Raw genomic sequence first — 23,718 nt, 5'->3', positions numbered from 1 at the left:
AGCCCCATTATGTCAGGGACGCCCCTTCTTCCCGGTGGTCCCGTGGGGCATTTACGGGTGAATAAATATCAAAACGGTGGCTCTTGGTGGTGACCGCATTCGGTGTGGCAACATCGGCGATGGGCGGCGCATAATCAGGCCGTTTCACCACAACGCGTTTTTTGGCCAGCTGGCGCGCGGGCAGCAGCAGCCCGTCGGCATCTTCATCCGGGCCCACCAGCGACTGGAAAACACGCATCTCTTTCTTCACCAGCGCGCTTTTTTGCTTATGCGGGTACATCGGATCGAGGTACACCACATCAGGCGGCGGGCTGATATCCGTCAGTGCATTGAGACTGGAAGCATGCAGCAGCGTCAGACGCTCACGCAGCCAGGAACCAATCTCCGTATCGGCATAGCCACGACGTAAACCGTCATCGAGCAGCGCGGCGACGACCGGGTTACGTTCCAGCATCCGCACCCGACAGCCAATCGATGCCAGTACAAAGGCATCCCGTCCCAGCCCGGCGGTCGCATCCACCACATCCGGCAGATAGCCACTTTTGATACCGACGGCTTTCGCCACAGCCTCACCGCGGCCACCGCCGAACTTACGCCGGTGCAGCATCGCCCCGGAGACGAAATCAACAAAGATGCCGCCCAGCTTCGGCTCATCGCGCTTACGCAGCTCCAGATGTTCCGGGGTCAGCACCAGCGCCATCAGCGCGTTTTCATCATGCACCAGTTGCCAGCGGGCAGCTAAAACAGATAAGGCGCCGTTTCCGGCGCCCGTTTCATCTAACAAACAGATGTTCACTGATGACTTACCCTTTGATACCGTAGTGTTTCAGCATCGCATCCAGCTGTGGCTCACGACCACGGAAGCGACGGAACAGCTCCATCGGCTCCTCCGATCCGCCCCGCGTCAGGATATTGTCGAGGAACGACTGCCCGGTTTCCCGGTTAAAAATCCCCTCTTCTTCAAAGCGGGAGTAGGCATCTGCCGCCAGCACATCGGCCCACAGGTAGCTGTAGTAACCTGCGGCATAGCCACCGGCAAAGATATGGCTGAACGCATGCGGGAAGCGGCCCCACGATGGGCCAGGCACCACGGCGACCTGCGCTTTGATCTCTTTCAGAATATCAAGAATACGGGCACCTTTCGCCGGGTCGAACTCGGCATGCAGGCGGAAATCGAACAGGCCGAACTCCAGCTGACGCAGGATAAACAGCGCTGCCTGATAGTTTTTGGCCGCCAGCATTTTCTCCAGCAGATCCTGAGGTAACGGTTCACCGGTTTCGAAATGACCGGAGATAAACGCCAGCGCTTCCGGCTCCCAGCACCAGTTTTCCATAAACTGGCTTGGCAGTTCGACGGCATCCCACGGCACACCGCTGATGCCGGACACGCCTGGGGTTTCAATGCGTGTCAGCATATGATGCAGGCCGTGACCGAACTCATGGAACAGCGTGGTGACTTCATTGTGGGTGAACAGTGCAGGTTTGCCGCTAACCGGACGATTGAAGTTACAGGTCAGATAGGCCACGGGTTTTTGCAGCGTGCCATCGGCTTTACGCATCTGTCCCACGCAGTCATCCATCCACGCCCCACCGCGTTTATGTTCACGCGCATACAGGTCAAGGTAGAAGCTGCCGCGCAGCTCACCGCTTTCATCGAACAAATCGAAGAAACGCACATCAGGGTGGTAAACATCCACATCGTGGCGTTCGCTGGCGGTGATGCCATAAATGCGTTTCACCACTTCAAACAGACCATCCAGCGCACGTTGGGCCGGGAAGTACGGACGCAGTTGCTCATCACTGATGGTGTACAGATGTTGTTTCTGCTTTTCGCCGTAGTACGTCAGATCCCAGGGCTCCAGATCCTCAACACCGTGCTCTTTCTTCGCGAAGGCACGCAGCTGAGCGACTTCCTGCTCAGCCTGCGGACGGGCGCGTGTTGCCAGCCCGTTCAGGAAATCAATTACCTGTGCCGGGTTTTCGGCCATTTTGGTCGCCAGCGACTTCTCAGCATAGGATGCAAAACCCAGCAGTTGAGCCAGTTCATGGCGCAGTGCCAGCTCTTCCGCCATCACATCGCTGTTGTCCCACTTCCCGGCATTTGGCCCCTGATCAGAGGCGCGAGTGGAGTAAGCACGGTAAATCTCTTCGCGCAGCGCCTGGTTGTCGCAGTAGGTCATGACGGGCAGATAACTTGGAATATCCAGCGTCAGCAACCAGCCGTCCTGCTCTTTGGCTTCCGCCTGTGCTTTCGCTGCGGCCAGGGCACTTTCCGGCATCCCGGAGAGCTCTTTTTCATCGGTAATCAGCTTGCTCCAGCCCATTGTGGCATCGAGCACGTTGTTGCTGTAGGTCGAACCCAGCTCTGACAAACGCGCGGCGATTTCACCGTAACGCTGCTGCTTCTCTTTCGACAGACCAATACCAGACAGCTCGAAATCACGCAGCGCGTTATCGATAGCTTTCTTCTGCGCAATATCCAGAGCCGCGAAGTTGTCGCCCTCTTTCAGGTCACGATAGGCCTGGTACAGACCTTCGTGCTGCCCCATCCAGGTGCTGTATTCTGACAACAGCGGCAGCGCCTGCTCATACGCCTGGCGCAGTTCAGGGCTGTTTTTTACCGAGTTCAGATGGCTGACCGGCGAGAACAGGCGGCTCAGGCGATCGCCCACTTCGGCCAGCGGCTGCTCAAGGTTATCCCAACTGTACGGTGCCCCCTGGGCCACCACGCGTTCTACCGCCGCACGGCAGTCATCCAGCGCCTGGGTCACAGCGGGGACCACATGTTCAGGTTTAATGGCGGAGAAAGGGGGAAGCGTAAAAGAAGAGAGTAACGGATTGGTCATAGCGCAGTCCTTTAATCGTTGTATGGGGCGCGTTTTCACGCACGATTTCTTTAACATGAGGGTAAGTGTAGTGAAAATCAATGGGTCAGCGTGTCGGCAACGGCTTTCCCCCCGTGCTACCCACCCTTTTCACCGCATTTTACGCATTGCCACACTCAGGTGAGCATTGCATACTCCCCCCGCTTTCATACATCGTATTACTCCGTTACAAACAGGGAGTTTATTTATGTGGTATACGCTGGCGGCCTCGTTACTTTTTTTACCCTTTTATCTGCGCAGTTCACTGATATTACTGACGATCGCCCTCGTCCTGGCTGTGCTGGATCAGACGCTGCTGCCGCCCGGCATTATCGCACTGACGGTGATGGGTGTTGTCGCGGTGTACTGCGCGGTTCAGAAACAACCTCACGCTTTCGCGCTACCCGGTGAAATTATCCTGGTTTTCAGCGCAGTGGCGCTGATGCTGCACATGATCCCTGGAGTGAATAATCTCATCATTGTTTCTGGTGAACAGGCCGGGCCACAGAGTGCGCCCTTTACCTTTTACTACAACCTTGATAAAGCGCTTATCCCGTTTCTGTTACTGGCCTGCCTGCCCACGCTGTTGAAGCGCCCGGCAAAGCCCCCGGCTAACGTGCTCTGGTGGCTGGTTCTGCTAATGTCGATGCCTTTGCTATTGCTGTTGGCGACCTTTGCTGGCGGCCTGAAGGTGGAACCCCATCTGCCTTCGTGGCTGGGATCGTTTATGCTGGCCAATCTGTTTTTTGTCTGTCTGGCAGAAGAAGCGCTATTTCGCGGCTATATCCAGCAGCGTTTAAGCCAGCTACTGGGTGACAAACGGGCGCTGCTGATTGCAGCACTGTTGTTTGGTCTGGCCCATTTTTCCGGCGGACTGCTGCTGGTGCTGTTTGCCACGATGGCCGGTGTGATCTACGGCCTTGCCTGGCTGTGGAGCGGACGTTTGTGGGTGGCGACACTGGTGCATTTCTCCTTTAATATGCTGCACCTGCTGCTGTTTACCTATCCGTTCTGGCAGCACATTCCGACCTGAACGCGCTTTTTTAAGCCGTTTTCGCTATAATGACCGCAACCTGTGCCGCCCACTGGCGGCACGCTTGTTTTTACCATCCGGATTATCCCAATACATGCTCAGTTATCGCCACAGCTTCCATGCCGGCAACCATGCCGACGTTCTCAAACACACCGTGCAGAGCCTGATTATCAGCTCGATGAATGAGAAGGAAAAACCCTACCTCTATCTCGATACCCATGCGGGTGCCGGGCGCTACCTGTTAAGCGGTGAGCATGCGGAACGTACCGGAGAGTATCTGGAAGGCATTGCACGTATCTGGCAGCAGGATGATCTGCCGGAAGAGCTGGCGCCTTATATCAGCGTGGTGAAGAACTACAATCCCGGTGGCAAGCTGCGTTACTACCCGGGCTCTCCGCTGATTGCCCGCCATCTGCTGCGTGAGTACGACCAGTTACAGCTGACTGAACTGCACTCCAGCGACTTCCCGATGCTGCGCAGTGAATTCCAGAAGGACGATCGTGCACGTCTCGCCCGCGCCGACGGCTACCAGCAGCTGAAGTCCAAGCTGCCACCGCCGTCACGCCGGGGTCTGATCCTCATCGACCCGCCGTACGAAATGAAAAGCGATTACCAGGCCGTGGTGCAGGGTATTCAGGAAGGGTACAAACGCTTCGGTACGGGCGTGTTTGCCCTGTGGTATCCGGTGGTGCTGCGCCAGCAAATCAAGCGTATGTTCAACGAGCTGCAGGCCACCGGCATTCGCCGTATTCTGCAAATTGAGCTGGGCGTTCGCCCGGACAGTGACCGCTTTGGCATGACCGCCTCCGGGATGATTGTGATTAACCCACCGTGGAAGCTGGAGCAGCAGATGAAAAACGTGCTGCCGTGGCTGGAAAAAGTGCTGGTGCCATCGGGCACCGGTTACTCCAAAGTCAGCTGGATTGTGCCGGAATAACGTTGTGGCCTGCGGGTCGGGCATGCCCGACCCCAACAAAACCCGCCCTACCCTGTAGGGGCGGGGCATGCCTCGCCCAGGTTTATGAGGCACAACTCGCCCGGGTTTATAATGTAAACACCGCGAAATCGTGCGCCATCTCGGTGTGCGGAAATACCGCCCGACACTCCTCCAGCAGCCGTTCACAGTCAGCCCGCAGATAGCGAGAGCTGAGATGCGTCACAATCAGCCGTTTCGCCCCACTCTCCTGCGCCACTGCTGCTGCCTGCGCCGTGGTGGAATGCCCGCGACTGTTAGCTTTCTCTTCCATCGCCACTTCAAGCGTTGCCTCATGCACCATCAGGTCGACGCCCGCTGCCAGCACCGTGGCTGCCGCTGTCGGAGCGGTATCGCCAAAGATGGCCAGGCTGCGCCCTTTTATCTTCTCGCCGACATAATCCCAGCCATTAATCACTCTGCCATCAGCCAGCGTGACGCTGCGTCCGTGCTTCAGGTCGTAAAAATACGGCCCGGCAGGCACGCCGTCTGCCGCCAGCTTCGCCGCATCCAGCGCGCCGGGTTTATCATGTTCATCAATGCGGTAACCATAGCACTCAACCGGGTGGGTCATCGGGTATGCCGTGACGAGGAAATGTTCATCACGGCACACTTCACCCGCCGTTATCTCGACAATCTCCAGCGGGAAGGTCAGCCACGAGCCGCTGAGGCTGATCGCGGTGTCGACAAAGGTTTTGAGCCCTGAGGGGCCATAAATTGTCATCGGATCGGTGGAGCCGTTCATCGATCGACTGGTCAGCAGCCCCGGCAGGCCAAAAATATGATCGCCGTGCAGGTGGGTGATAAAGATCTTCTCGATCTTGCCCGGTTTGATCGGGGTGCGCAGGATCTGATGTTGCGTCCCTTCGCCGCAGTCAAACAGCCAGGTGGCATTACGCACGCCCTGCAAATCCAGCGCGATGCTGGTGACGTTACGTTCACGGCTTGGCGTTCCGGCGCCGGTGCCTAAAAACTGCAATTGCATAATCAACTCACTCCTTCCGTTAGGGTCCAGCGATCCACCTCACTTCACACGCCCAGTTTAACGCAAAATGTACCGAGACTGGTGTCGTCGCAAAATATCCATTTCCACCAACGGTGCTGACATCCACTCCGACACCGCTTATTATTTCAGCGAAAAAAATCATAACGGAAGATTTAACCCTTAATCATTGATGACGGGTTTAACACAAGGAGAGTTTTCATATGACCGCACTGCAATGGCCCTGCACTCTGTTCAAGACGCAAAAACGGATGGACGACTATAACGCCCCGGATATGCAGTATGGTGATTTAACCCAGGAGCAGTTAAAGAAAAATTTTCTTCTGACAACAGTATCTGAACGGGTCGACCCTTACGCGCTGAAGAAGATTACCGCCTTCAATCGGCCACAGTCGATGTTTGCTGGTTCCCGTCGTGAGACCGATGGCGAGACAATTTCCCGTAGTGAATGCGCCCGTATTATGTTTGATGAATTCCGCTCATTGTCCCATACGTTTTCAATTTACGGCCCTTACAGACACCTGATTGGCAACATGATCACCCATATGCAAAACGCCAACGGTGCAGCATTTACCAGTATGATTTTGGATGCGGCGCTGAAAGAACAGATTTTGCGTGACACAACAAAAAACAGCACACGATTGAGAATAGAAAAAGTTCTAGAAGATAAAATAAACTGGGAGGAAAAAAATTACCCTTCAGAAGCGAAAGGGGAGCTGATAGAAGCTATAGCTGGGGGGAAATTACCCAAATTTGACCGAACCCAGGATATTTTTAATGGCATGAGCATCACCGTTCATGATACCTGGGCAACGCAGATCACGCTCAAATCCCTGCAGATAGATAACGAGCGTTACCATGCGGTGTTGCATTACAAAGTGCAGGACCACTTCGGCCTGGATACTCTGGATATTTCTAAATCTAAATTCAAACAGTTCCATTTTTTCCGCCTCTGGTTTGTACTCCAGCGCTACAACAAATTTGGTTTTAAACCCTTTATGACGAACATGGAAGCCACTGTTGATATAGTAGGACGCCGCAATGAAATTAAAAACTAAGATGGCATTTTATACGCTTCTCTTTGTGAGTGGCCTGCTACTCGTTTACCTTTACTGGCTGTCGATGCGCCCTGTAGAAATTGTTGCAGCTCATCATAGAAGCAGTAGTTTTAGTGATATTCTTGTCAGAAACTTTCCATTTACCGATAGAGGTAGAATAGCGTGGTGGCTAAAAAATAAAGAGATGCTAAAAGAAAAATACAACGTGCCTAATCCAAATCCAGATGGTTCATTTTATCTTAATGTTTGGCTGTTCGGTGACGGTTATAAAGAGGTGGGTAAGTACGACAGACTTTGCTTTGAAGATATGAAAACGAAAAAAAACTGTATTGAAAAGGACATAGTATTCACGGTTAGTTACAGTAAAAACATGGGAACCATGTTCGAGGCCTACGATGGCACTTATCGTTTGAAAAACAATGGCGAGATCGTGAAATACATTTCTCATTCTGAGGCCTGGTGAATCCTCCCTCACACTCAGTAAAAAACAACATTAAACGGTCCGCACAGGCCGAGCCTGTGTGGTAATTTTCATCATCCTTAACGATTAAACAAGGAGCGTTTATGAAGTCAACCCACATTACGGGAGCCCGTAATGAAAATAAATATTAAAAAAACCGCCTACACACTACTACTGGCGGGCGGTATTCTGCACGGTTGTTTCCTCTGGTATTCGCATCGCCCTGTAGAAATCGTTGCCGTTCATCATGGAAGAAGTGGTTACAGCGATGTTCTTGTCAAAAACTTCCCCTTTACTGATAAAGGTAAAATTCACTGGTGGCTGAAAAATAAGGCCATGCTAAAGGAAAAATACAACGTGCCTAATCCGGAACCAGACGGCTCATTTTCTCTTACCGTCTGGCTATTCGGAGACGGTTACAAAGAAGAGGGGAAATATGACCGACTCTGCTTTGCTGATATGAAAACGAATGTGAACTGCATCGAAAAGGATCCTGTATTTTCTGTCAAAAACAGTAAAAACATGGGAACCATGTTCAAAGCCTATGATGGCACTTATCGTTTGCAAAAAAATGGCGAGATCGTGAAACACGTATATCACTAACGTCAAGATCGTCACTCATAAAACGTTATAAATAGACAAGGATTGTTTATGACAACCACGACTAAAATTATGATATTCCGTAATGAAAGCAAAAACTAAGATGGCATTTTATACACTTCTCTTTGTGAGTGGCCTGTTAATGGGTTACCTTTACTGGCTGTCGATGCGCCCTGTAGAAATTATCGCCATTCATAACAGAGGCAGTCATTTTAATTCTGTAATAGTAAAAAATTTTCCTTTTACAGATAGAGGTAAAATAGCATGGTGGCTGAAAAATAAGGAGATACTGAAGGGTAAATATAACATACCTAATCCTGACCCAGATGGCACATTTTACCTTACTTTCTGGTTATTTGGAGATGGTTATAAAGAAGAGGGAAAGTACGACAGATTATGCTTTGAGGATATGAAAACAAAGAAAAATTGCATAGAAAAGGACATCGTTTTCTCAGTCGACAACAGTAGGAATATGGGAACCATGTTTGAGGCCTATGATGGCACTTATCGTTTGCAAAAAAATGGCGAAGTCGTGAAATATGTTGATCACTATGAAGTGTGGTGAATTTACCCGCCGAATTCACTGAAGCGCATCGTAAAACGATCGGCACAGCCCCGCAATATAACGCGCCGGGGCTGCCACCTTCACTCGCTTGCCGTTATCGCTCCGGCACTCCGCCGGACTTCACGCTTTCCCAGTCTAAGGCAAAGCGCGCCAGATACTTGCGTAGCCGGTCGGCGTCATTAGGCTGCTTCTTCTGCTGGCGCGAAACGGCAAACAGCGTGCGTCCGGCCTCGGACAGGGAAGATGACTCACGGCAAACCTTCAAAACCGTTTCCAGCTGGCTGTGGTCAAACAAATCCAGCGTTTCCGGTAAAACAACGGCAGGTTCGAGCTGCCAGCTGGCGCGTAAGCGGGCAATCTCCTCTTCCACCTGCGGCAGCTCAATGCGCCCATTGTCCGCCAGCGTTGCCATGCGCGTCACCGAGGCACTCAGTTCGCGGAAGTTCCCGCGCCACACGGCAGCAGGCGCGCAGGCAAATTGCAGATAACGCTGACGAGCCTGCGGCTCAAAACGCACCTGCGACTGCGCACTGCTGGCAAAACGCAACAGTTCAAATTCCAGGTTAGGTTCAATATCTTCCCGCCGCGCCGCCAGTCCTGGTAGGGTAAAGCTCCACATATTGATGCGGGCGTAGAGATCCTCACGAAAGCGCCCTTCCGCCACCCACTGGCGCATATCGCGATGCGTCCCGGCAATCAGCTGAAAATCACTGCTCACCTCTTTATCCGCGCCGAACGGCAGAAAGCGTTTCTCTTCGATGGCTTTCAGTAACATTGCCTGCTCATCCAGCCCCAGTTCGGCAATTTCATCGAGGAAAAGCATCCCGCCGTCCGCTTCACGCAGCAGCCCGTTACGTGCCTGCAATGCCCCGGTAAAGGCCCCTTTCACATGACCAAACAGCGTAGACATGGCGTTATCGCCGCGTAACGTTGCGCAGTTCACAGCGACCAGCCGTCCGCTGACCCGATGGCGCGACTGACGCAGCTGATAAATCCGTTCTGCCAGAAACGATTTTCCTGCTCCTGTCGGCCCGGTCAGCAACAGCGGCGCATCCGAGCGCAGCGCCACACGCTCAATCTGGTCGATCAGGTTGTTAAAGGTCGCATTACGCGTGGAGATCCCGCCTTTCAGCAACGACACCGACTCCTGACGTTCGCGCATAAAGCGGCTGGTCAGCGTGGCATAACGGCTGAGATCGAGGTCGATTAGCGTATAAACACCCTCGGTTTTTCCGCTCTCCTGTTCACGCGGGGCGGGCGCGGTCTGTAGCAGACTGGCTGGCAGGTAACGCGCCTCGGTCAGCAGGAACCAGCAGATCTGAACCACATGCGTTCCGGTGGTGATATGCACCAGATACTCTTCGTTCTCAGTATCAAAAGGATAATGGCGGGAAAAATCGAGCAGCGTGGTATACACCTCTTCGAAGTCCCAGGGGTCATTGAGGGTGATCTGATTCAGCCGCACTTCGGTGTCCGTTGAGACCAGCGCCACATCTTCAGCCATCTGCTGCGCCATCGTCTGACGGTCAGGCTGATGCAGCAGTTCAAGGCGATCGATGGGCAAATCGGGCTGCATACACAGCCCCAGCGTGGGCCGCCATTTGTTCCAGCGGTTTTCCCGTTTGCCACGCTTGTCCAGGGTGGTCCCCAGCATACCGATCACGACTCTGCGCTTCATACCCTATCCCTTTATCGCAATATTTATCCCACAGGATAAATTCAGTGTTCCCCTGCCAGCAATACCTTTTGTTCCTGAAAATATAAATCCATTAATAATCAATATATTATAATTTTATTCGCGATATTTCTTCACCTGGCACGCTTCTGGCAATAGTTACCCCGTCAACATGACAGTTACCCCGTCAACATGCTGGAATTGCACGGGTTACGAACCCCGCCAGCGCACCGGGAACGGATGACCGTTTTCCCGCAGGCGTTCTGCCAGCATGAAGACATTGAGCGAAGGGTACAGGGCCAGAACGGGTTCGACTCCCGATTTCGCACCTCTCTCCAAAGAGACTATTAGCAGTACCCAGGCTGTGCAGTCAGCAGCCCACCCGGAGCACCGGCAAACGCGTCGGGTCTGGGGCATCACCTCCGCGCCACCGCCAGTTTCGGGTGCCGCTCAGATGCTCCCCCTGACTTCACGCTGCTGCCCGTGCTCTGCGGTGCACCCTTAATGAAGGAGATAATATGTTTAACAACATCAAAATACGGAAAGGCCATATCGCGTTGCTGGTAAAGAACGACGAATACCAACAGATTCTGCCAGCCGGGGAATATCGTTTCCGCGACTGGCGACGTCAGCTCAAGGTGGCCACCTTTGAGCTGAATCAACCGCTGGATAACACGCTGGCGGACTACCTGCAGCAGCACCATCCGCAGTGGGTGAGCGAGTTTTGCCAGACCGTCGCGGTGCCTGAAACCTGCGTCGGGCTGCACTATAAAAATGACCTGCTGGTAGAACTCCTGCCGCCGGGTACACGCCGCCTGTGGTGGCTGAACGGCAGCGAGCAGCGCGTCGATCTGCTGCCCACCGATGACGTGGCGATCCCGACCTCCATTGTTGCCAGCCTGATGCAACCCCAACTGCGCCAGCACGTGGTGGCCGGTCACGCCGGGGTACTGCTGGCGCTGGTGCCCGCCTGGCATGTGGGGATCCTGAAAGTGGATGGTATGGCGCAGGCGCTGCTGCCACCTGGTACTCGCGGCTACTGGCGCTTTAATCATCAGGTTGAGGTCGACGTGGTGGATACCCGCGTGCAGGCGCTGGAAGTCAGCGGCCAGGAGATCCTGACGCGCGATAAAGTCAGCTTACGCATTAACCTTGCTGCCAACTGGCGTTACAGCGATGTGATGAGTGCCTGGGGGCAACTGACCAAACCGCTGGAATACCTCTACCGTGAGTTACAGTTTGCGCTGCGGGAAGCGGTGGGAACACGCAGCCTGGATGAGCTGCTGGAAAACAAGCAGGTGATTGACGAACTGGTCAGTACGCAGATCCGCCAGAATGTCGCCGCCTGGGGGATGGAGGTGATATCCGTGGGTGTCAAAGACATCATCCTGCCGGGAGAGATGAAGACCATCCTCTCCCGACTGGTGGAAGCGGAAAAATCTGCGCAGGCTAACGTGATCCGTCGGCGTGAAGAGACCGCCGCCACGCGCTCGCTGCTGAACACCGCCAAAGTGATGGAGAACAACCCGGTAGCACTGCGTCTGAAAGAGCTGGAAACCCTGGAAAGGGTGGCAGAGCGCATCGATAAAATCTCCGTGTTCGGCGGCCTGGACCAGGTGCTGAACGGACTGGTACAGATCAAAGGAAACTGACAATGAGTATTCAACAACTGACCGCGCCAGGCGCGGCAATGATAAAAATGTGGACCGAGGGCGTCCCCGTCGATCCCAAAGCGCAGCAACAGCTGCTGAATACGGCACGGATGCCATTTATCTACCGCCATCTGGCCGTAATGCCGGATGTGCACGTCGGTAAAGGCTCGACCATCGGCAGCGTGATCCCAACCAAAGGGGCGATTATCCCGGCGGCGGTTGGCGTGGATATTGGCTGCGGGATGATGGCAGTGCGTACGTCGCTAATGGCCAGCGATCTGCCGGATAATCTGTTCGGCATCCGCAGTGCCATTGAACGTGCGGTGCCGCATGGTCGCAGCAGTGGACGTTCACGTAATGACCGGGGGGCATGGAATACGCCACCGCATGCCGTGGATATCCACTGGCAGGTACTGGACGCGGGCTTTAAACGCATTACCGATAAATACCCGGCGCTGCTGAAAACCAACCATTACCACCACCTTGGTACGCTGGGCACCGGGAACCACTTTATTGAGCTGTGCCTGGATGAAGCACAGCGGGTCTGGGTGATGCTGCACAGCGGTTCACGCGGCGTCGGCAATGCCATCGGTAACCTGTTTATCACCCTCGCCAGGGAAGATATGCAGCAGCACATCGCGAATCTGCCGGACCGCGATCTGGCTTACTTCAGCGAAGGAAGCCAGCACTTTGCCGACTACATTGAGGCGGTGGAATGGGCGCAGGAGTTTGCGCGTCACAACCGCCAGGTGATGATGCAGCAGACGCTGACGGCACTGGCCCTGGCACTGTCGACGCCGTTTATCGCCGAAGAGCAGGCGGTGAATTGCCACCACAATTATGTGCAGCGTGAACAGCACTTTGGTGAAGACATCCTGGTGACCCGTAAAGGCGCGGTGTCAGCTCGTAAAGGCGAGATGGGGATTATTCCCGGATCGATGGGAGCAAAAAGTTTTATCGTACGCGGGCTGGGCAATGAAGAGAGTTTCTGTTCATGCAGCCACGGTGCCGGGCGGGTCATGAGCCGCACCGAAGCGAAAAACCGCTTCACGGTGGCCGACCAGCAGCGCGCCACCGCCCACGTTGAGTGCCGCAAAGACAGCAACGTCATCGATGAGATCCCGATGGCGTATAAAGATATCGATGCCGTAATGGCCGCACAGTCATCACTGGTAGAAATTGTGCATACGCTGCGCCAGGTCGTGTGTGTTAAAGGATAAGGAGCAACCTGATGAAAATGGAAGAAACGATCAGCCCGGCTATGCGTGAACGTGTGCTGGCAGCGTTAGAAGCGATCGAAGCCCGCCACCACGTGCGCGTGCTGTATGCCTGCGAGTCTGGCAGCCGGGGCTGGGGATTTTCCTCCCCCGACAGTGATTACGATGTGCGCTTTATTTACGTGCATCAGCCCGAGTGGTATCTGCGCATCGAGCCACCGCGGGATGTTATCGAACTGCCGATCGACAGCGAGCTGGATGTCTGCGGCTGGGAGCTGCGTAAAACACTGGGGCTGCTGAAAGCCGCCAACCCGACGCTGATGGAGTGGCTGGATTCACCCGTCATCTATCGCCAGCACCCTGAAACGGTACAGGCGTTACGTGGGCTGGTGCCGGATTTCTTCAGCGATCTGCGGGCGCGCTATCACTATCTGTCCATGGCCAAGAAGAACTTTCGCGGGTATCTGCAGGGCGAACAGGTGCGGCTGAAAAAGTACTTTTACGTGCTGCGCCCGCTGCTGGCCGTGCAGTGGATTGAGGCCGGAAAAGGCGTTCCGCCGATGCGTTTTGATCGATTGATGGCGGGTACGGTCAGTGACCCGCTGCTGCGTGCGGAGATCGAGGCATTGCTGGAGCGTAAACGCCAGGCGGGCGAAGCTGAACACGGCCCGCGCCGTGAACGCATCCATGCCTTTATTGAACAACAGCTGGCGCAGCAGGAACGCCCGCCGCTCTCCGATGCTACCCGACGTGATCCCAGCGCGCTAAACCATTTGCTGATGCAGACCGTGCTGACACCGTAATGCAAACAGGCACAGGGTTCGCTCTGTGCCACCCCCACCCTGCGACCTTTTATGGACGCCCGCTGTGTTTACACAACACCCCACTACCGCTTATTATTTCACCGATGACAAGCATCAAGGACGATATACCCAAAATCATTTGGAAACGGGTATCACACAAGGAGCGTTTTATTATGGCCGCACTCCCCTTACCCTGCACGCTGTTCACTACGCAAAACCGTATGGACGACTACAGTGCCAAAGATATGCAATGTGGCGATTTAAGCCAAGAACAGTTAAAAACACGGTTTCACCTTGCTCATGTCTCCGGGCGAGTAAACCCTTTCACGCTGACAAAATTCACTACGTCTAACCGACCGCCATCAATGTACAGTAGCTCACACGGCGCGAGTGAAAAAATCAGCCGTCAGGAATGTGCCCGCATTTTGTTTGATGAGTTCCGCGATTTATCCCGTACATTCTCTATTTACGGTCCTTACAGACATCTGATCGGTCAGATGATCACGCATATGCAGAACGGCAACGGTGCGGCATTTACCAGTATGCATTTGGATTCGGCATTGAAAGAGCAAGTATTGAATGATAACTCTAAAAACAGTACATACCTTATTTTAAAAGAAACCATTAGCTCAAAGATAGATTGGGAAAAGAAATATTACCCATCAGAACAGAAGGGCGAACTGCGAGACGCAATATCCAGAGTAAAGTTGCCAAAATTTGACAGGCTTCAGGATAATTTTAACGGCATGGGTATTACCGTCCACGACACATGGGCAACACACATCACACTAAAATCGTTGCAGATTGATAACGATCGCTATCGTGCGCGGGTACATTACAAAATTCAGGATCACTTTGGCCTGGACAATGATGATATATTAAACGTCAAATTCAAGTATTTCCCGTTTTTTCGCATCTGGTTCTTACTTCAACGCTACGATAAATTTTCATTTAAACCTTTTATGACCAATATGGAAGCCACTGTTGAGATTACCGGAGGTCGTAATGAGAGAAAAAAGTAAAAAAACGGTCCATGCACTACTCTTTTCTGGCTGTATTATTGCTGGTTACACTACCTGGCTATCGTTACGTCCAGTGGAAATTTTCGCAGTTCATAAAAAAAATAATTATAGTGACATTCTGGTAAAAACCTTTCCGCTCACAGAAAAAGGAAGAATAGATTGGTGGATGGAAAACAAATCAAAATTAAAAGAAGAATACAACATTCCAAAACCTGATGACGATGAATCATTCACTGTAATATTCTGGAATTTTGGTGAAGGGTACAAAGTAACAGATGGTAATGACCGGCTTTGCTTTGAGGATATGAAAACAAAAACAAACTGTATCGATAAAGATTCTCTGATGATGGTAAAATACAGTAAAAACACAGGGCTGTATTTTCGCATGGACAGTGGAATATATTATTTTAAAGAAAACGGTCAGATGGTAAAAAGAAAATACGAATAGATGAAATCTCAGCGTGCTGAATCGCCTGCTGATGCAGGCCGTTCTGTTTACAAAACACCCCACTACCGCTTACTATTTCACCGATGACAAGCATCAAGGACGACATACCCAACACCGTTTTGGAAACGGGTATCATACAAGGAGCGTTTTATTATGGCCGCACTCCCCTTACCCTGCACGCTGTTCACCACGCAAAACCGCATGGACGATCACCATGCCAAAGATATGCAATGCGGTGACCTGACGGCGGAACAGTTAAAGACACGGTTTCGCCTTGCTCATGTCTCCGGGCGAGTAAACCCTTTCACGCTGACAAAATTCACCACGTCTAACCGACCACCATCAATGTACAGTAGCTCACACGGCGCGAGTGAAAAAATAAGCCGTCAGGAGTGTGCCCGCATTTTGTTTGACGAGTTCCGCGATTTATCCCGGATATTCTCTATTTACGGCCCTTACAGACATGTCATCGCTCAGATGATCACGCATATGCAGAACGGAAACGGTGCGGCATTTACCAGTATGCATTTGGATTCGGCGTTGAAAGAGCAAATTTTGAATGATAATTCTCCGGAAAACAGTACACGTTTAATCTTGAAAAAAGCATTTAGTGTAAATATAGATTGGGAAAATAAATGTTACCCAGTCAATAAAAAGGAAAAAATGATCAAATCTATCCTTGATGGAAAACTACCTAAATTTGACAGATTTAAGGACAACTTCAATGGTATGGGAATTACCGTCCACGACACTTGGGCAACGCAGATTACGCTAAAGTCGCTACAGATTGATAACGACAGCTACCGTGCTGTAGTGCATTACAAAGTGCAGGATCACTTTGGTCTCGATAACGCTGATATTTTAAACACTAAATTCAAAGATTTTATTTTTTTCCGTATATGGTTCGTTCTTCAGCGCTACGATAAATTCGGATTTAAACCTTTTATGACCAATATGGAAGCAAACATTGAAATTACTGGAAACCGTAATGAAAGTAAAAAATAAGAAAGCATTCTATGCTTCCTCCTGTGTTTGTGCGGTTCTCCTCGGTCTCTGCACTTGGTTGTCCCTTCGTCCAGTAGAGATAGTCGCCATTCATAATGATGGTGAGTTCAGCTCAGTTTTGGTTAAAAACTTCCCATTAACTAATAGTGGAAAAATAAACTGGTGGTTGAAAAACAAAGAAGCACTGGATTCGAAATATAAAATACCCAATTCAGATAGTGATGGCAGTTTTACTATTGTTTTCTGGTTATTTGGTGATGGATATAAAGAGAAAGGTAAGTACGACCGACGATGCTTTATTGATATGAAAACTAAAGAAAACTGCATTGATAAAAACCGGGTTTTTTCCGTTGAGACGGGTAGAAATAATGACATATTATTCACTGTGCGCGATGGAATATATCGCATGAATAAAAAGGGTGAGATTGTGAAGTATGAATATTAAAAAGAAAACACCCGTAAAATAGCTACCTGCTGATGTAGTCAGCGCTACCCCAAGCCATCCCAGGCACAGGGCTTGCTCTGTGCCTTCCCTATCACAATCATAGACGCAATCTTTGGGGGTTTTCCCCTTGTGGCGTTACACTCTACGCCAGCTGATTTAACTCACTCAGAGTCTGTCCCACCAGGCGTTATTGTTACAGCCAATTTGGACACGGAAAGCGCGGAGGAACCGGAGCGTACACGGAGTACGTGAGGATTCTGAGCACTGCCCGGGTTCAAAATGGCAAATAAAATAGCCTGGTGGGACAGACTCTCACTTAACCGGAAGACTCGATGACCAGACATTATGACTACCTTGCCATCGGCGGCGGCAGCGGCGGTATCGCCTCCATCAACCGTGCGGCCATGTATGGCCAGAAATGCGCGATAATCGAAGCGAAAGATCTCGGCGGCACCTGCGTGAACGTTGGCTGCGTACCAAAGAAAGTGATGTGGCATGCGGCACAGATCGCCGAAGCTATCCATAACTACGGCCCGGACTACGGCTTCGATACCACCGTTAACCAGTTCAACTGGGACGTTCTGCTGAAAAATCGCAGCGCTTATATCGACCGTATTCACACCTCTTACGACAACGTGCTGGGCAAGAATAACGTTGACGTGATCAAAGGTTATGCCCGTTTCGTTGATGCGCACACAGTGGAAGTCAACGGCGAGAAGATCACTGCTGATCATATTCTGATCGCCACCGGCGGCCGCCCAAGCCAGCCAACCATCCCGGGCGCAGAATACGGCATTAACTCCGATGGCTTCTTTGAGCTTCAGGCCCTGCCGAAACGCACTGCAGTTGTCGGTGCAGGCTATATCGCCGTCGAAATTGCTGGTGTGCTGAACGCGCTGGGTTCTGAAACCCATCTGTATGTGCGTAAACATGCGCCGCTGCGTAGCTTCGATCCGCTGATCGTCGACACGCTGGTGGAAGTGATGAACACCGAAGGCCCGACGCTGCACACCGAGTCGGTTCCTAAAGCCGTGGTGAAAAACGCCGACGGCAGCCTGACCTTACAGCTGGAAAACGGCAAAGAGCAGACGGTTGACTGCCTGGTGTGGGCGATTGGTCGTGAGCCAATGACCGACAACCTGAACCTTGAAGTGACCGGCGTGAAGCTGAACGAAAAAGGGTACATCAGCGTTGATAAGTACCAGAACACCAACGTGAAAGGCATCTTCGCCGTCGGTGATAACACCGGCGCGGTCGAGCTGACGCCGGTCGCGGTTGCCGCAGGTCGTCGCCTGTCCGAGCGCCTGTTTAACAACAAGCCGGACGAGCATCTGGACTACAGCAATGTGCCAACCGTGGTGTTCAGCCACCCGCCAATCGGCACAGTCGGCCTGAGCGAGCCAGAAGCACGCGAGAAGTTTGGTGATGACCAGGTGAAAGTGTACAAATCTTCATTCACCGCCATGTACACCGCTGTGACCCAGCACCGCCAGCCGTGCCGCATGAAGCTGGTGTGCGTGGGCGCCGATGAGAAAATCGTCGGTATTCATGGCATCGGTTACGGTATGGACGAGATGTTGCAGGGCTTTGCCGTCGCACTGAAAATGGGCGCGACCAAGAAAGACTTCGACAATACCGTGGCGATCCACCCAACGGGTTCGGAAGAGTTTGTGACGATGCGCTGATCCCTTTAGCGGATAAGTACAACAAAAAACCATGACCTTGTGTCATGGTTTTTTTTCGCCTCATCCCCACAAAGGGGGTTGAGACGTTCCGCGCGCTAGCCGAAGGGATGCTGAACAGAGCCCTGGCAATCAGCTGCGGCAGGCGCAGCCGCACTGGGCCATTTCGCCATGCACTTCGCGGCTGAGGTGTGAATGACGGATCTTCAGTTCACCTTTGCGCCAGGCCCCCTCTTCATCCGCGCGGTTGTCGAGCAGGCGGTTCAGCGCTTCGGTAATCTGCAAGTCGCAGCGCTGCGCCCAGGTGGTCAGGTTCCACATGGAAGAGCGGGCTTCTCCTACGTCATCAAAACCCACCACCCCGATATGTGCACCCTGACCGAAGTCGCGGATCGCCTGCATCGCACCAAAGGCCAGCACATCATTTTCGCAGAACAGCGCATCCACGCGCTCAGAGGCCCAGGTGTTTTTCAGGTAGGTCATCATCGTCTGATAGGCCATTTCCCGATCGTAGTGACCCGCCACCAGCACTTTATCCAGCGTTTTATTCGCGGCATCCAGACTGGCGGCGTAGCCCTCCATACGCAGCAGGTGGGTCGACGATGTCTCCTGGCCTTTCATATAGCCAAAACGGTGATAACCCTGCGACAGCAGCAGACGCCCGATCTCGGCGCCGGCGGCATACCCGTCCACACTCACCACTTCAACATCGGCACTGTCGGTACTGCGGCACACGTGAATACTGGGGATCTGGTGCAACTCGTCCACGGCAACAATCAGTTCATCACTGAAGATGGTGGCCAGGAACAGCAATGCATCAACCTGCAACTGCCCGGCCATTTGCAGCACTGACTGGTAGTTCGCGTCAGAATCCACATTCAGCAGCAGTGCCATATAGCCGCGCTCATTCAACTGACGCGTAACCTCGTTGAGCATTTTCAGTGTGTGGGGATTGGTAAACTCATCGGCCACCACCCCAATAATATGGGTTTTTCGCTGCTTCAGGCTGCGTGCCAGCAGGTTAGGCCGAAAGCCGAGTTTTTTCGCCGCCGCCAGCACTTCTTCCCGTGCCAGCGGGGAGATTGAGGCATCCGTTTTGAACGCCCGCAGCACGGTCCATTTAGAAACCCCGGCAAGTTCTGCCACATCACTGGCCGTCGCTTTCTGAGTCTGTTTTTCTTTCACTGTATTTTTCATGATGAGTTAAACGCCCGCACTCCGGTGGCTGAACCTGTTGCCAACAGAATAGAGTAATCTCGCCGCCCCCAAAAGTACGGGGTGGCGGATGTGTGATTTCCCCCGCCTTTACGTCCCCCTTTATCATCAACATGTTACATCGATGTTTATTATTGCTACCGTTGGCAACATCCTTTGCCAACGGTAGCAAAGTCAGGTAAAATCCGACCCCGCTCACACTATTGCCATAACCCACTGTTTTTAAATGACTAAAAACCGCATTACCCCATCTTTTGCTGTGGTTAATATTTGGCGAAAAACCGCCTTTTGAAAAAAATGTTATCAGTACGTGGCAGAAAGGTGCAACGCGGTGCAAAAGGAAAGTGGTGCAAGCGCATAACAACTTTAAATATTTCTTCATTGATGTCGGGCAAGAGTCGATTCACCTATCGTCCTGAAAAGGAATTGTTCAGTATGGAAAATATCTCATCATGAAAAACAGTCGCAATATTCTGGTTACTATCATCGGGATAGCCCTGGTACTTCTGGGCCTGTCCCTTGCCGGTGGCGGTATCTACCTGATCACCCTGAAGGGGTCCTGGTTCTACCTCCCTGCCGGCCTGGCGATGGCCGCCACCGGTCTGGGACTGGTCAGGAGAAATGGCTGGGCGCTGTATCTCGCCTGGGCATTACTGATTGTCAGCCTGATCTGGGCATTCAGTGAAGTCGGTACTGACTTCTGGCAGTTAGTGCCGCGTACCGTCACCTTCCTGGTTGTCGCATTGCTGGCCACGCTGTGTGCCCCGCTGTTGCGCAAAAAAGACCAGACCCGCGTCATCGGCTGCAAAGTGGCAGGCGGTTTCTCCGTGGTACTGGCTATCGCTATCGTGGCGATTTTTGCCAACATGTTCCGTATCCATCCGGAAGTGGAAGCCAGCGGCGAGCCTGCCACCGTTCTGGATGAAAAAGCAGCTGACGACAGCGGCAACGACTGGGCGGCCTATGGTCGTAATACCGGTGGTCAACGTTTCGCGCAGTTCAACCAGATCAATACCACTAACGTGAAAGATCTGAAGGTTGCCTGGACGTATCACACGGGCGATCTGGCGATTAACGGCTCCGAATATCAGGTTACGCCACTGAAAGTCGGTAACACCATGTACCTGTGTACCCCGCTGAACAAAGTCATTGCACTTGACCCGGTCACCGGGAAAGAGAAGTGGCGCTTCGATCCAAAAATCGAAGAAACCGAGGGTAACAAGCAGTGGAAACGCTGCCGTGGCGTGGCATATACCGAGCTAAGCCCGGCACAACAGGATGGCACTCCGCCTGCGATTGCCGGTAACAAACGCATTATCAGCACCACCGTTGATGGCCGCATCTTCTCGCTGGATGCCGAAACCGGCAAGCTGGACACTAGCTTCGGTGACAACGGCTTTGTGAACCTGCTGAACGGCCTTGGCCCAACGGCGCATGGCTCTTACTATCTGACGTCTGCGCCGCTGGTGGCTGATGGCGTGGTGATGGTCGGCGGTAAGCTGAACGATAACCTGACCACCGGTGAAGCCTCCGGCGTGGTGCGTGGCTTCGACGCCCGCAGCGGCAAAATCCTCTGGGCATGGGATGCATCCCGTGGCGCGAAAGACAGCTCTCCGCTGCCGGAAGGCCAGACCTACGCCATTGAAACCCCGAACTTCTGGGGTACGGCGGCCTATGATGCGAAGCTGGGCATTGCCTACTTCCCTACGGGTAACCAGACGCCTGACTTCTGGACCGGTAACCGTCATGACTATTCTGATGAATACAATGACGCTATCGTTGCCGTTGAACTGAAAACCGGTAAAGAGATCTGGCATTTCCGTACCGCCAATCACGACCAGTTTGACTATGACGTCTCTTCCCAGCCGATCCTCTACGATATGCCGGGCAAAGATGGCACCACCACGCCAGTGCTGATCCAGTTGACCAAACGTGGCCAGATCTTCGTGCTTGACCGTCGTACCGGTAAGCCAGTGGTGCAGGTTGAGGAACGTAACGTCTCTACCGACGCGATGCCGGGCATGAAAGTGGCGGCAACTCAGCCGTACTCGGCGATCTCCGTGGGCACCGCCGCGTTGAAAGAATCTGACATGTGGGGCGCTTCCATCTTTGACCAGCTTTACTGCCGCGTGCAGTTTAAAGAGATGCGTTGGGAAGGCGAGTTCACTCCGCTCTCTGACAAAAAACGCACCCTGATTTACCCGGGCTACTACGGTGGCTTCAACTGGGGCGGCGGGGCGATTGACCCGTCTACCGGTACGCTGATCGTCAACGATATTCGTATGGCGCAGTGGGGCAAATTTATTAAACGTGAAGATGCCGAGAAGAAAGGGATGAAAGCCAGCACCGAGGGCGAGTACTCCAAACAGCTGGGTACGCCGTGGGGCGTGGAGCGTTCGATGTTTATGTCGCCACTGGGCATTCCTTGCTTCAAACCGCCGTTTGGTTCGATGACCGCTATCGATCTGGCAACCGGCAAAACCCGCTGGCAGATGCCGATGGGCAGCATTAAAGATGCGCCAATCAATGGCGTGGCACCGGGTCTGGATATCCCACTGGGTATGCCAACCATGGGTGGCCCGCTGGTGACAAAAGGTGGCCTGACCTTCTTCCACGGCTCGCTGGACTACTTCGTTCGTGCGCTGGATAACAACACCGGTAAAGAGTTGTGGCGTGGCCGTCTGCCCGTTGGCGGACAGGGCGCACCGATGACCTATATCGCGGAAGACGGTAAGCAGTACGTGGTCGTAGTCGCAGGCGGCGCTACGCGCACCGGCACTAACGACAACCGTGGTGATGATGTGATTGCTTACGCGCTGCCATAAGCCTGACGCATTCTGAACCCGGTAAGAACGAAACAGGCCAGCGATTGCTGGCCTGTTTTTTTATGGGTCTGATAGCCCCCTGAGTCGAACAATGCTCTAATGGATTATTGCCATTTTGCGTGCAGTGTCGCGTATTCTGACGGGCCAGCCAATACGCCAGGCCCGCTTAAAGGGACTCAATGAAACTCGTTTCGCTTTCTGCTTTGGTGTTTTCCGGCCTGCTTGCGTTCTGTGCCAGCGCATCGGCAAAATCATTAGAAGACTTCAATCACTTGCCCCCCGTCTATGGCAGTTCGGATCAACTCTCCCCTGAACCGCATTTGCTGGCAGAATTTAAAGATAAAAAATTTATCTGCCGCACGGAGAAGGACGCCACGCCGAAGGAAAGCCCCGCGGCAGCCGCGGCCTTCCGCCAGCTGGTGGACTATGCAGCAGAGGGCGACCCGGTGGAAAACTTCTGGCTGGATGCCGGGCATCGAAAAAAACGCGAAGACCTGCTGGCAGCCGCGGTGAAGGCCGGCAGTTGGAAAGCGGTTTACCTTGATACTCTCTGGACGCTGCGTTATCCGGCCACCCCTGAGGCCGCAACACAGGCCAGTGCCACCCTGCAAAAGATGATTCAACAGGGTATCCCCATTGCCATGTCTGACTATGCTGCCTCACTGTATGGCCGTGATTACAACACCATGTATACGCTGCTGTCAGCGGCGGTCGATCACGGCAGCCCGCAGGCGATGGACCTGGCCGGTGGGACCATTGTTCCGCAGGCCAGAGAGCTGCATCCGATCGGCAAAGCGATGCTGGAATGTGCCGTTAAACAGGGTTATGCCCCAGCGTATGCCAGCCTTGGCAAGCTGGCATGGATGCAGGGACATCGTTTAGACGCTTACCGACTGTGGGCAAAAGGGGTGAATCTGGGATGCGCCGCATGCAGTTCTCCCCTCGAGTCGCTGGCCCGGGTGCGATCGGGCTACAACACCGCCACCCCGATGCTGGATCTCATGCCCGAGCTGGCCGCGATTAATGCATTCTACAGCAACAATTTTTTCTATGAATTGAGTGACCTACGCGACTTTGAACGCCCCTTACCTGAAAAACTGGCGTTTCATCTCAATGACAAAGAGCTGTTAAAACTGCTGAAACTAGAGCAGCGCTGATGATCAGACAGGGAGG

21 protein-coding genes are annotated in these 23,718 nt (G+C 53.0%); 16 read left to right on the top strand and 5 right to left on the bottom strand.

What is annotated here, in order from left to right:
• Window positions 1-7 precede the first annotated feature (7 nt).
• Together rsmJ and prlC are read right to left on the bottom strand one after the other, a co-directional pair.
• A complete protein-coding gene (gene rsmJ / locus HHI26_RS18520; protein ID WP_133844356.1) occupies window positions 8-796 on the bottom strand; it encodes a 16S rRNA (guanine(1516)-N(2))-methyltransferase RsmJ in 789 nt (262 codons plus the stop codon).
• A gap of 7 nt (window positions 797-803) precedes the next feature.
• The gene (gene prlC / locus HHI26_RS18515) at window positions 804-2,846 is read right to left on the bottom strand and encodes an oligopeptidase A (protein WP_133844358.1); all 2,043 of its coding nucleotides are present in this window, start codon (window positions 2,844-2,846) and stop codon (window positions 804-806) included.
• A gap of 226 nt (window positions 2,847-3,072) precedes the next feature.
• On the opposite strand from prlC, the gene HHI26_RS18510 reads away from it, so the two are divergent.
• The gene (locus HHI26_RS18510) at window positions 3,073-3,897 is read left to right on the top strand and encodes a CPBP family intramembrane glutamic endopeptidase (protein WP_133844360.1); all 825 of its coding nucleotides are present in this window, start codon (window positions 3,073-3,075) and stop codon (window positions 3,895-3,897) included.
• A gap of 94 nt (window positions 3,898-3,991) precedes the next feature.
• Window positions 3,992-4,834, top strand: a complete 843-nt coding sequence (locus HHI26_RS18505) for a 23S rRNA (adenine(2030)-N(6))-methyltransferase RlmJ (RefSeq protein WP_133844363.1) — start codon at window positions 3,992-3,994, stop codon at window positions 4,832-4,834.
• 106 nt (window positions 4,835-4,940) lie between these two features.
• Here the strand turns inward: HHI26_RS18505 and rnz are convergent, their stop codons facing one another.
• Window positions 4,941-5,855, bottom strand: a complete 915-nt coding sequence (gene rnz, locus HHI26_RS18500; RefSeq protein WP_167864233.1) for a ribonuclease Z — start codon at window positions 5,853-5,855, stop codon at window positions 4,941-4,943.
• A 221-nt stretch (window positions 5,856-6,076) separates the two neighbouring features.
• Here rnz and HHI26_RS18495 point away from each other — a divergent pair, with 221 nt between their 5' ends.
• From HHI26_RS18495 to HHI26_RS18480, 4 genes are all read left to right on the top strand, one after another.
• Entirely contained in the window at window positions 6,077-6,931 is an 855-nt protein-coding gene (locus tag HHI26_RS18495) for a YPO3983 family protein (protein WP_133844368.1), read from the top strand.
• Window positions 6,915-7,394: a DUF943 family protein gene (locus HHI26_RS18490; protein ID WP_133844370.1), complete on the top strand. Its 480-nt coding sequence runs from the start codon at window positions 6,915-6,917 to the stop codon at window positions 7,392-7,394. The genes HHI26_RS18495 and HHI26_RS18490 overlap by 17 nt, the downstream gene beginning before the upstream one ends.
• A 132-nt stretch (window positions 7,395-7,526) precedes the next feature.
• On the top strand, window positions 7,527-7,994 hold the full coding sequence (locus tag HHI26_RS18485; RefSeq protein WP_171149488.1) for a DUF943 family protein: 468 nt from the start codon (window positions 7,527-7,529) through the stop codon (window positions 7,992-7,994).
• 82 nt (window positions 7,995-8,076) lie between these two features.
• Window positions 8,077-8,556, top strand: coding sequence for a DUF943 family protein (locus HHI26_RS18480; protein WP_171149487.1), 480 nt, complete (start codon window positions 8,077-8,079; stop codon window positions 8,554-8,556).
• 94 nt (window positions 8,557-8,650) lie between these two features.
• Here the strand turns inward: HHI26_RS18480 and rtcR are convergent, their stop codons facing one another.
• A complete protein-coding gene (rtcR, locus tag HHI26_RS18475) occupies window positions 8,651-10,234 on the bottom strand; it encodes an RNA repair transcriptional activator RtcR (RefSeq protein ID WP_133844378.1) in 1,584 nt (527 codons plus the stop codon).
• 515 nt (window positions 10,235-10,749) lie between these two features.
• On the opposite strand from rtcR, the gene HHI26_RS18470 reads away from it, so the two are divergent.
• The 8 genes from HHI26_RS18470 to gorA all read left to right on the top strand — a co-directional run bounded on the left by HHI26_RS18470 (window position 10,750) and on the right by gorA (window position 18,508).
• Entirely contained in the window at window positions 10,750-11,883 is a 1,134-nt protein-coding gene (locus HHI26_RS18470) for a slipin family protein (protein WP_133844380.1), read from the top strand.
• Window positions 11,884-11,885: 2 nt separating this feature from the next.
• Window positions 11,886-13,103, top strand: coding sequence for an RtcB family protein (locus tag HHI26_RS18465; protein WP_171149486.1), 1,218 nt, complete (start codon window positions 11,886-11,888; stop codon window positions 13,101-13,103).
• A gap of 17 nt (window positions 13,104-13,120) precedes the next feature.
• Complete coding sequence (locus HHI26_RS18460) at window positions 13,121-13,903, top strand: nucleotidyltransferase domain-containing protein (protein ID WP_171149498.1); 783 nt, start codon at window positions 13,121-13,123, stop codon at window positions 13,901-13,903.
• A 173-nt stretch (window positions 13,904-14,076) separates the two neighbouring features.
• Window positions 14,077-14,925 (top strand): YPO3983 family protein, encoded by an 849-nt coding sequence (locus HHI26_RS18455; protein WP_171149485.1) that lies wholly within the window; start codon window positions 14,077-14,079, stop codon window positions 14,923-14,925.
• Complete coding sequence (locus HHI26_RS18450; protein ID WP_171149484.1) at window positions 14,909-15,373, top strand: DUF943 family protein; 465 nt, start codon at window positions 14,909-14,911, stop codon at window positions 15,371-15,373. The genes HHI26_RS18455 and HHI26_RS18450 overlap by 17 nt, the downstream gene beginning before the upstream one ends.
• 153 nt (window positions 15,374-15,526) lie before the next feature.
• Complete coding sequence (locus HHI26_RS18445; RefSeq protein WP_171149483.1) at window positions 15,527-16,378, top strand: YPO3983 family protein; 852 nt, start codon at window positions 15,527-15,529, stop codon at window positions 16,376-16,378.
• On the top strand, window positions 16,362-16,823 hold the full coding sequence (locus tag HHI26_RS18440) for a DUF943 family protein (RefSeq protein WP_171149482.1): 462 nt from the start codon (window positions 16,362-16,364) through the stop codon (window positions 16,821-16,823). The genes HHI26_RS18445 and HHI26_RS18440 overlap by 17 nt, the downstream gene beginning before the upstream one ends.
• A gap of 332 nt (window positions 16,824-17,155) precedes the next feature.
• Window positions 17,156-18,508, top strand: a complete 1,353-nt coding sequence (gorA, locus tag HHI26_RS18435) for a glutathione-disulfide reductase (protein WP_133844393.1) — start codon at window positions 17,156-17,158, stop codon at window positions 18,506-18,508.
• A 129-nt stretch (window positions 18,509-18,637) separates the two neighbouring features.
• Here the strand turns inward: gorA and HHI26_RS18430 are convergent, their stop codons facing one another.
• Window positions 18,638-19,702, bottom strand: a complete 1,065-nt coding sequence (locus tag HHI26_RS18430; RefSeq protein ID WP_133844395.1) for a LacI family DNA-binding transcriptional regulator — start codon at window positions 19,700-19,702, stop codon at window positions 18,638-18,640.
• 470 nt (window positions 19,703-20,172) lie between these two features.
• Between HHI26_RS18430 and HHI26_RS18425 the strand changes: the two genes are divergently transcribed.
• A complete protein-coding gene (locus tag HHI26_RS18425; protein ID WP_171149481.1) occupies window positions 20,173-22,545 on the top strand; it encodes a membrane-bound PQQ-dependent dehydrogenase, glucose/quinate/shikimate family in 2,373 nt (790 codons plus the stop codon).
• Window positions 22,546-22,724: 179 nt separating this feature from the next.
• Entirely contained in the window at window positions 22,725-23,702 is a 978-nt protein-coding gene (locus tag HHI26_RS18420) for a hypothetical protein (protein WP_133844399.1), read from the top strand.
• Window positions 23,703-23,718 lie beyond the last annotated feature (16 nt).

The sequence above is a fragment of the Erwinia sp. JH02 genome (assembly GCF_013074405.1).
GTDB lineage: Bacteria > Pseudomonadota > Gammaproteobacteria > Enterobacterales > Enterobacteriaceae > Erwinia > Erwinia rhapontici.
The sequence above is the reverse complement of the archived record's forward strand: the minus strand, read 5'-3'. Positions and strand labels throughout refer to the sequence as shown.

What these genes read in the sequence shown, in the direction of transcription:
- HHI26_RS18425 (WP_171149481.1), top strand. Translation starts at nt 20,173, where the DNA reads ATGAAAAACAGTCGCAATATTCTGGTTACTATCATCGGGATAGCCCTG.
- HHI26_RS18480 (WP_171149487.1), top strand. Translation starts at nt 8,077, where the DNA reads ATGAAAGCAAAAACTAAGATGGCATTTTATACACTTCTCTTTGTGAGT.
- gorA (WP_133844393.1), top strand. Translation starts at nt 17,156, where the DNA reads ATGACCAGACATTATGACTACCTTGCCATCGGCGGCGGCAGCGGCGGT.
- HHI26_RS18470 (WP_133844380.1), top strand. Translation starts at nt 10,750, where the DNA reads ATGTTTAACAACATCAAAATACGGAAAGGCCATATCGCGTTGCTGGTA.
- HHI26_RS18505 (WP_133844363.1), top strand. Translation starts at nt 3,992, where the DNA reads ATGCTCAGTTATCGCCACAGCTTCCATGCCGGCAACCATGCCGACGTT.
- HHI26_RS18445 (WP_171149483.1), top strand. Translation starts at nt 15,527, where the DNA reads ATGGCCGCACTCCCCTTACCCTGCACGCTGTTCACCACGCAAAACCGC.
- HHI26_RS18485 (WP_171149488.1), top strand. Translation starts at nt 7,527, where the DNA reads ATGAAAATAAATATTAAAAAAACCGCCTACACACTACTACTGGCGGGC.
- prlC (WP_133844358.1), bottom strand. Translation starts at nt 2,846, where the DNA reads ATGACCAATCCGTTACTCTCTTCTTTTACGCTTCCCCCTTTCTCCGCC.
- HHI26_RS18440 (WP_171149482.1), top strand. Translation starts at nt 16,362, where the DNA reads ATGAAAGTAAAAAATAAGAAAGCATTCTATGCTTCCTCCTGTGTTTGT.
- HHI26_RS18420 (WP_133844399.1), top strand. Translation starts at nt 22,725, where the DNA reads ATGAAACTCGTTTCGCTTTCTGCTTTGGTGTTTTCCGGCCTGCTTGCG.
- rnz (WP_167864233.1), bottom strand. Translation starts at nt 5,855, where the DNA reads ATGCAATTGCAGTTTTTAGGCACCGGCGCCGGAACGCCAAGCCGTGAA.
- HHI26_RS18430 (WP_133844395.1), bottom strand. Translation starts at nt 19,702, where the DNA reads ATGAAAAATACAGTGAAAGAAAAACAGACTCAGAAAGCGACGGCCAGT.
- rtcR (WP_133844378.1), bottom strand. Translation starts at nt 10,234, where the DNA reads ATGAAGCGCAGAGTCGTGATCGGTATGCTGGGGACCACCCTGGACAAG.
- HHI26_RS18455 (WP_171149485.1), top strand. Translation starts at nt 14,077, where the DNA reads ATGGCCGCACTCCCCTTACCCTGCACGCTGTTCACTACGCAAAACCGT.
- HHI26_RS18460 (WP_171149498.1), top strand. Translation starts at nt 13,121, where the DNA reads ATGGAAGAAACGATCAGCCCGGCTATGCGTGAACGTGTGCTGGCAGCG.
- HHI26_RS18495 (WP_133844368.1), top strand. Translation starts at nt 6,077, where the DNA reads ATGACCGCACTGCAATGGCCCTGCACTCTGTTCAAGACGCAAAAACGG.
- HHI26_RS18465 (WP_171149486.1), top strand. Translation starts at nt 11,886, where the DNA reads ATGAGTATTCAACAACTGACCGCGCCAGGCGCGGCAATGATAAAAATG.
- HHI26_RS18490 (WP_133844370.1), top strand. Translation starts at nt 6,915, where the DNA reads ATGAAATTAAAAACTAAGATGGCATTTTATACGCTTCTCTTTGTGAGT.
- HHI26_RS18450 (WP_171149484.1), top strand. Translation starts at nt 14,909, where the DNA reads ATGAGAGAAAAAAGTAAAAAAACGGTCCATGCACTACTCTTTTCTGGC.
- HHI26_RS18510 (WP_133844360.1), top strand. Translation starts at nt 3,073, where the DNA reads ATGTGGTATACGCTGGCGGCCTCGTTACTTTTTTTACCCTTTTATCTG.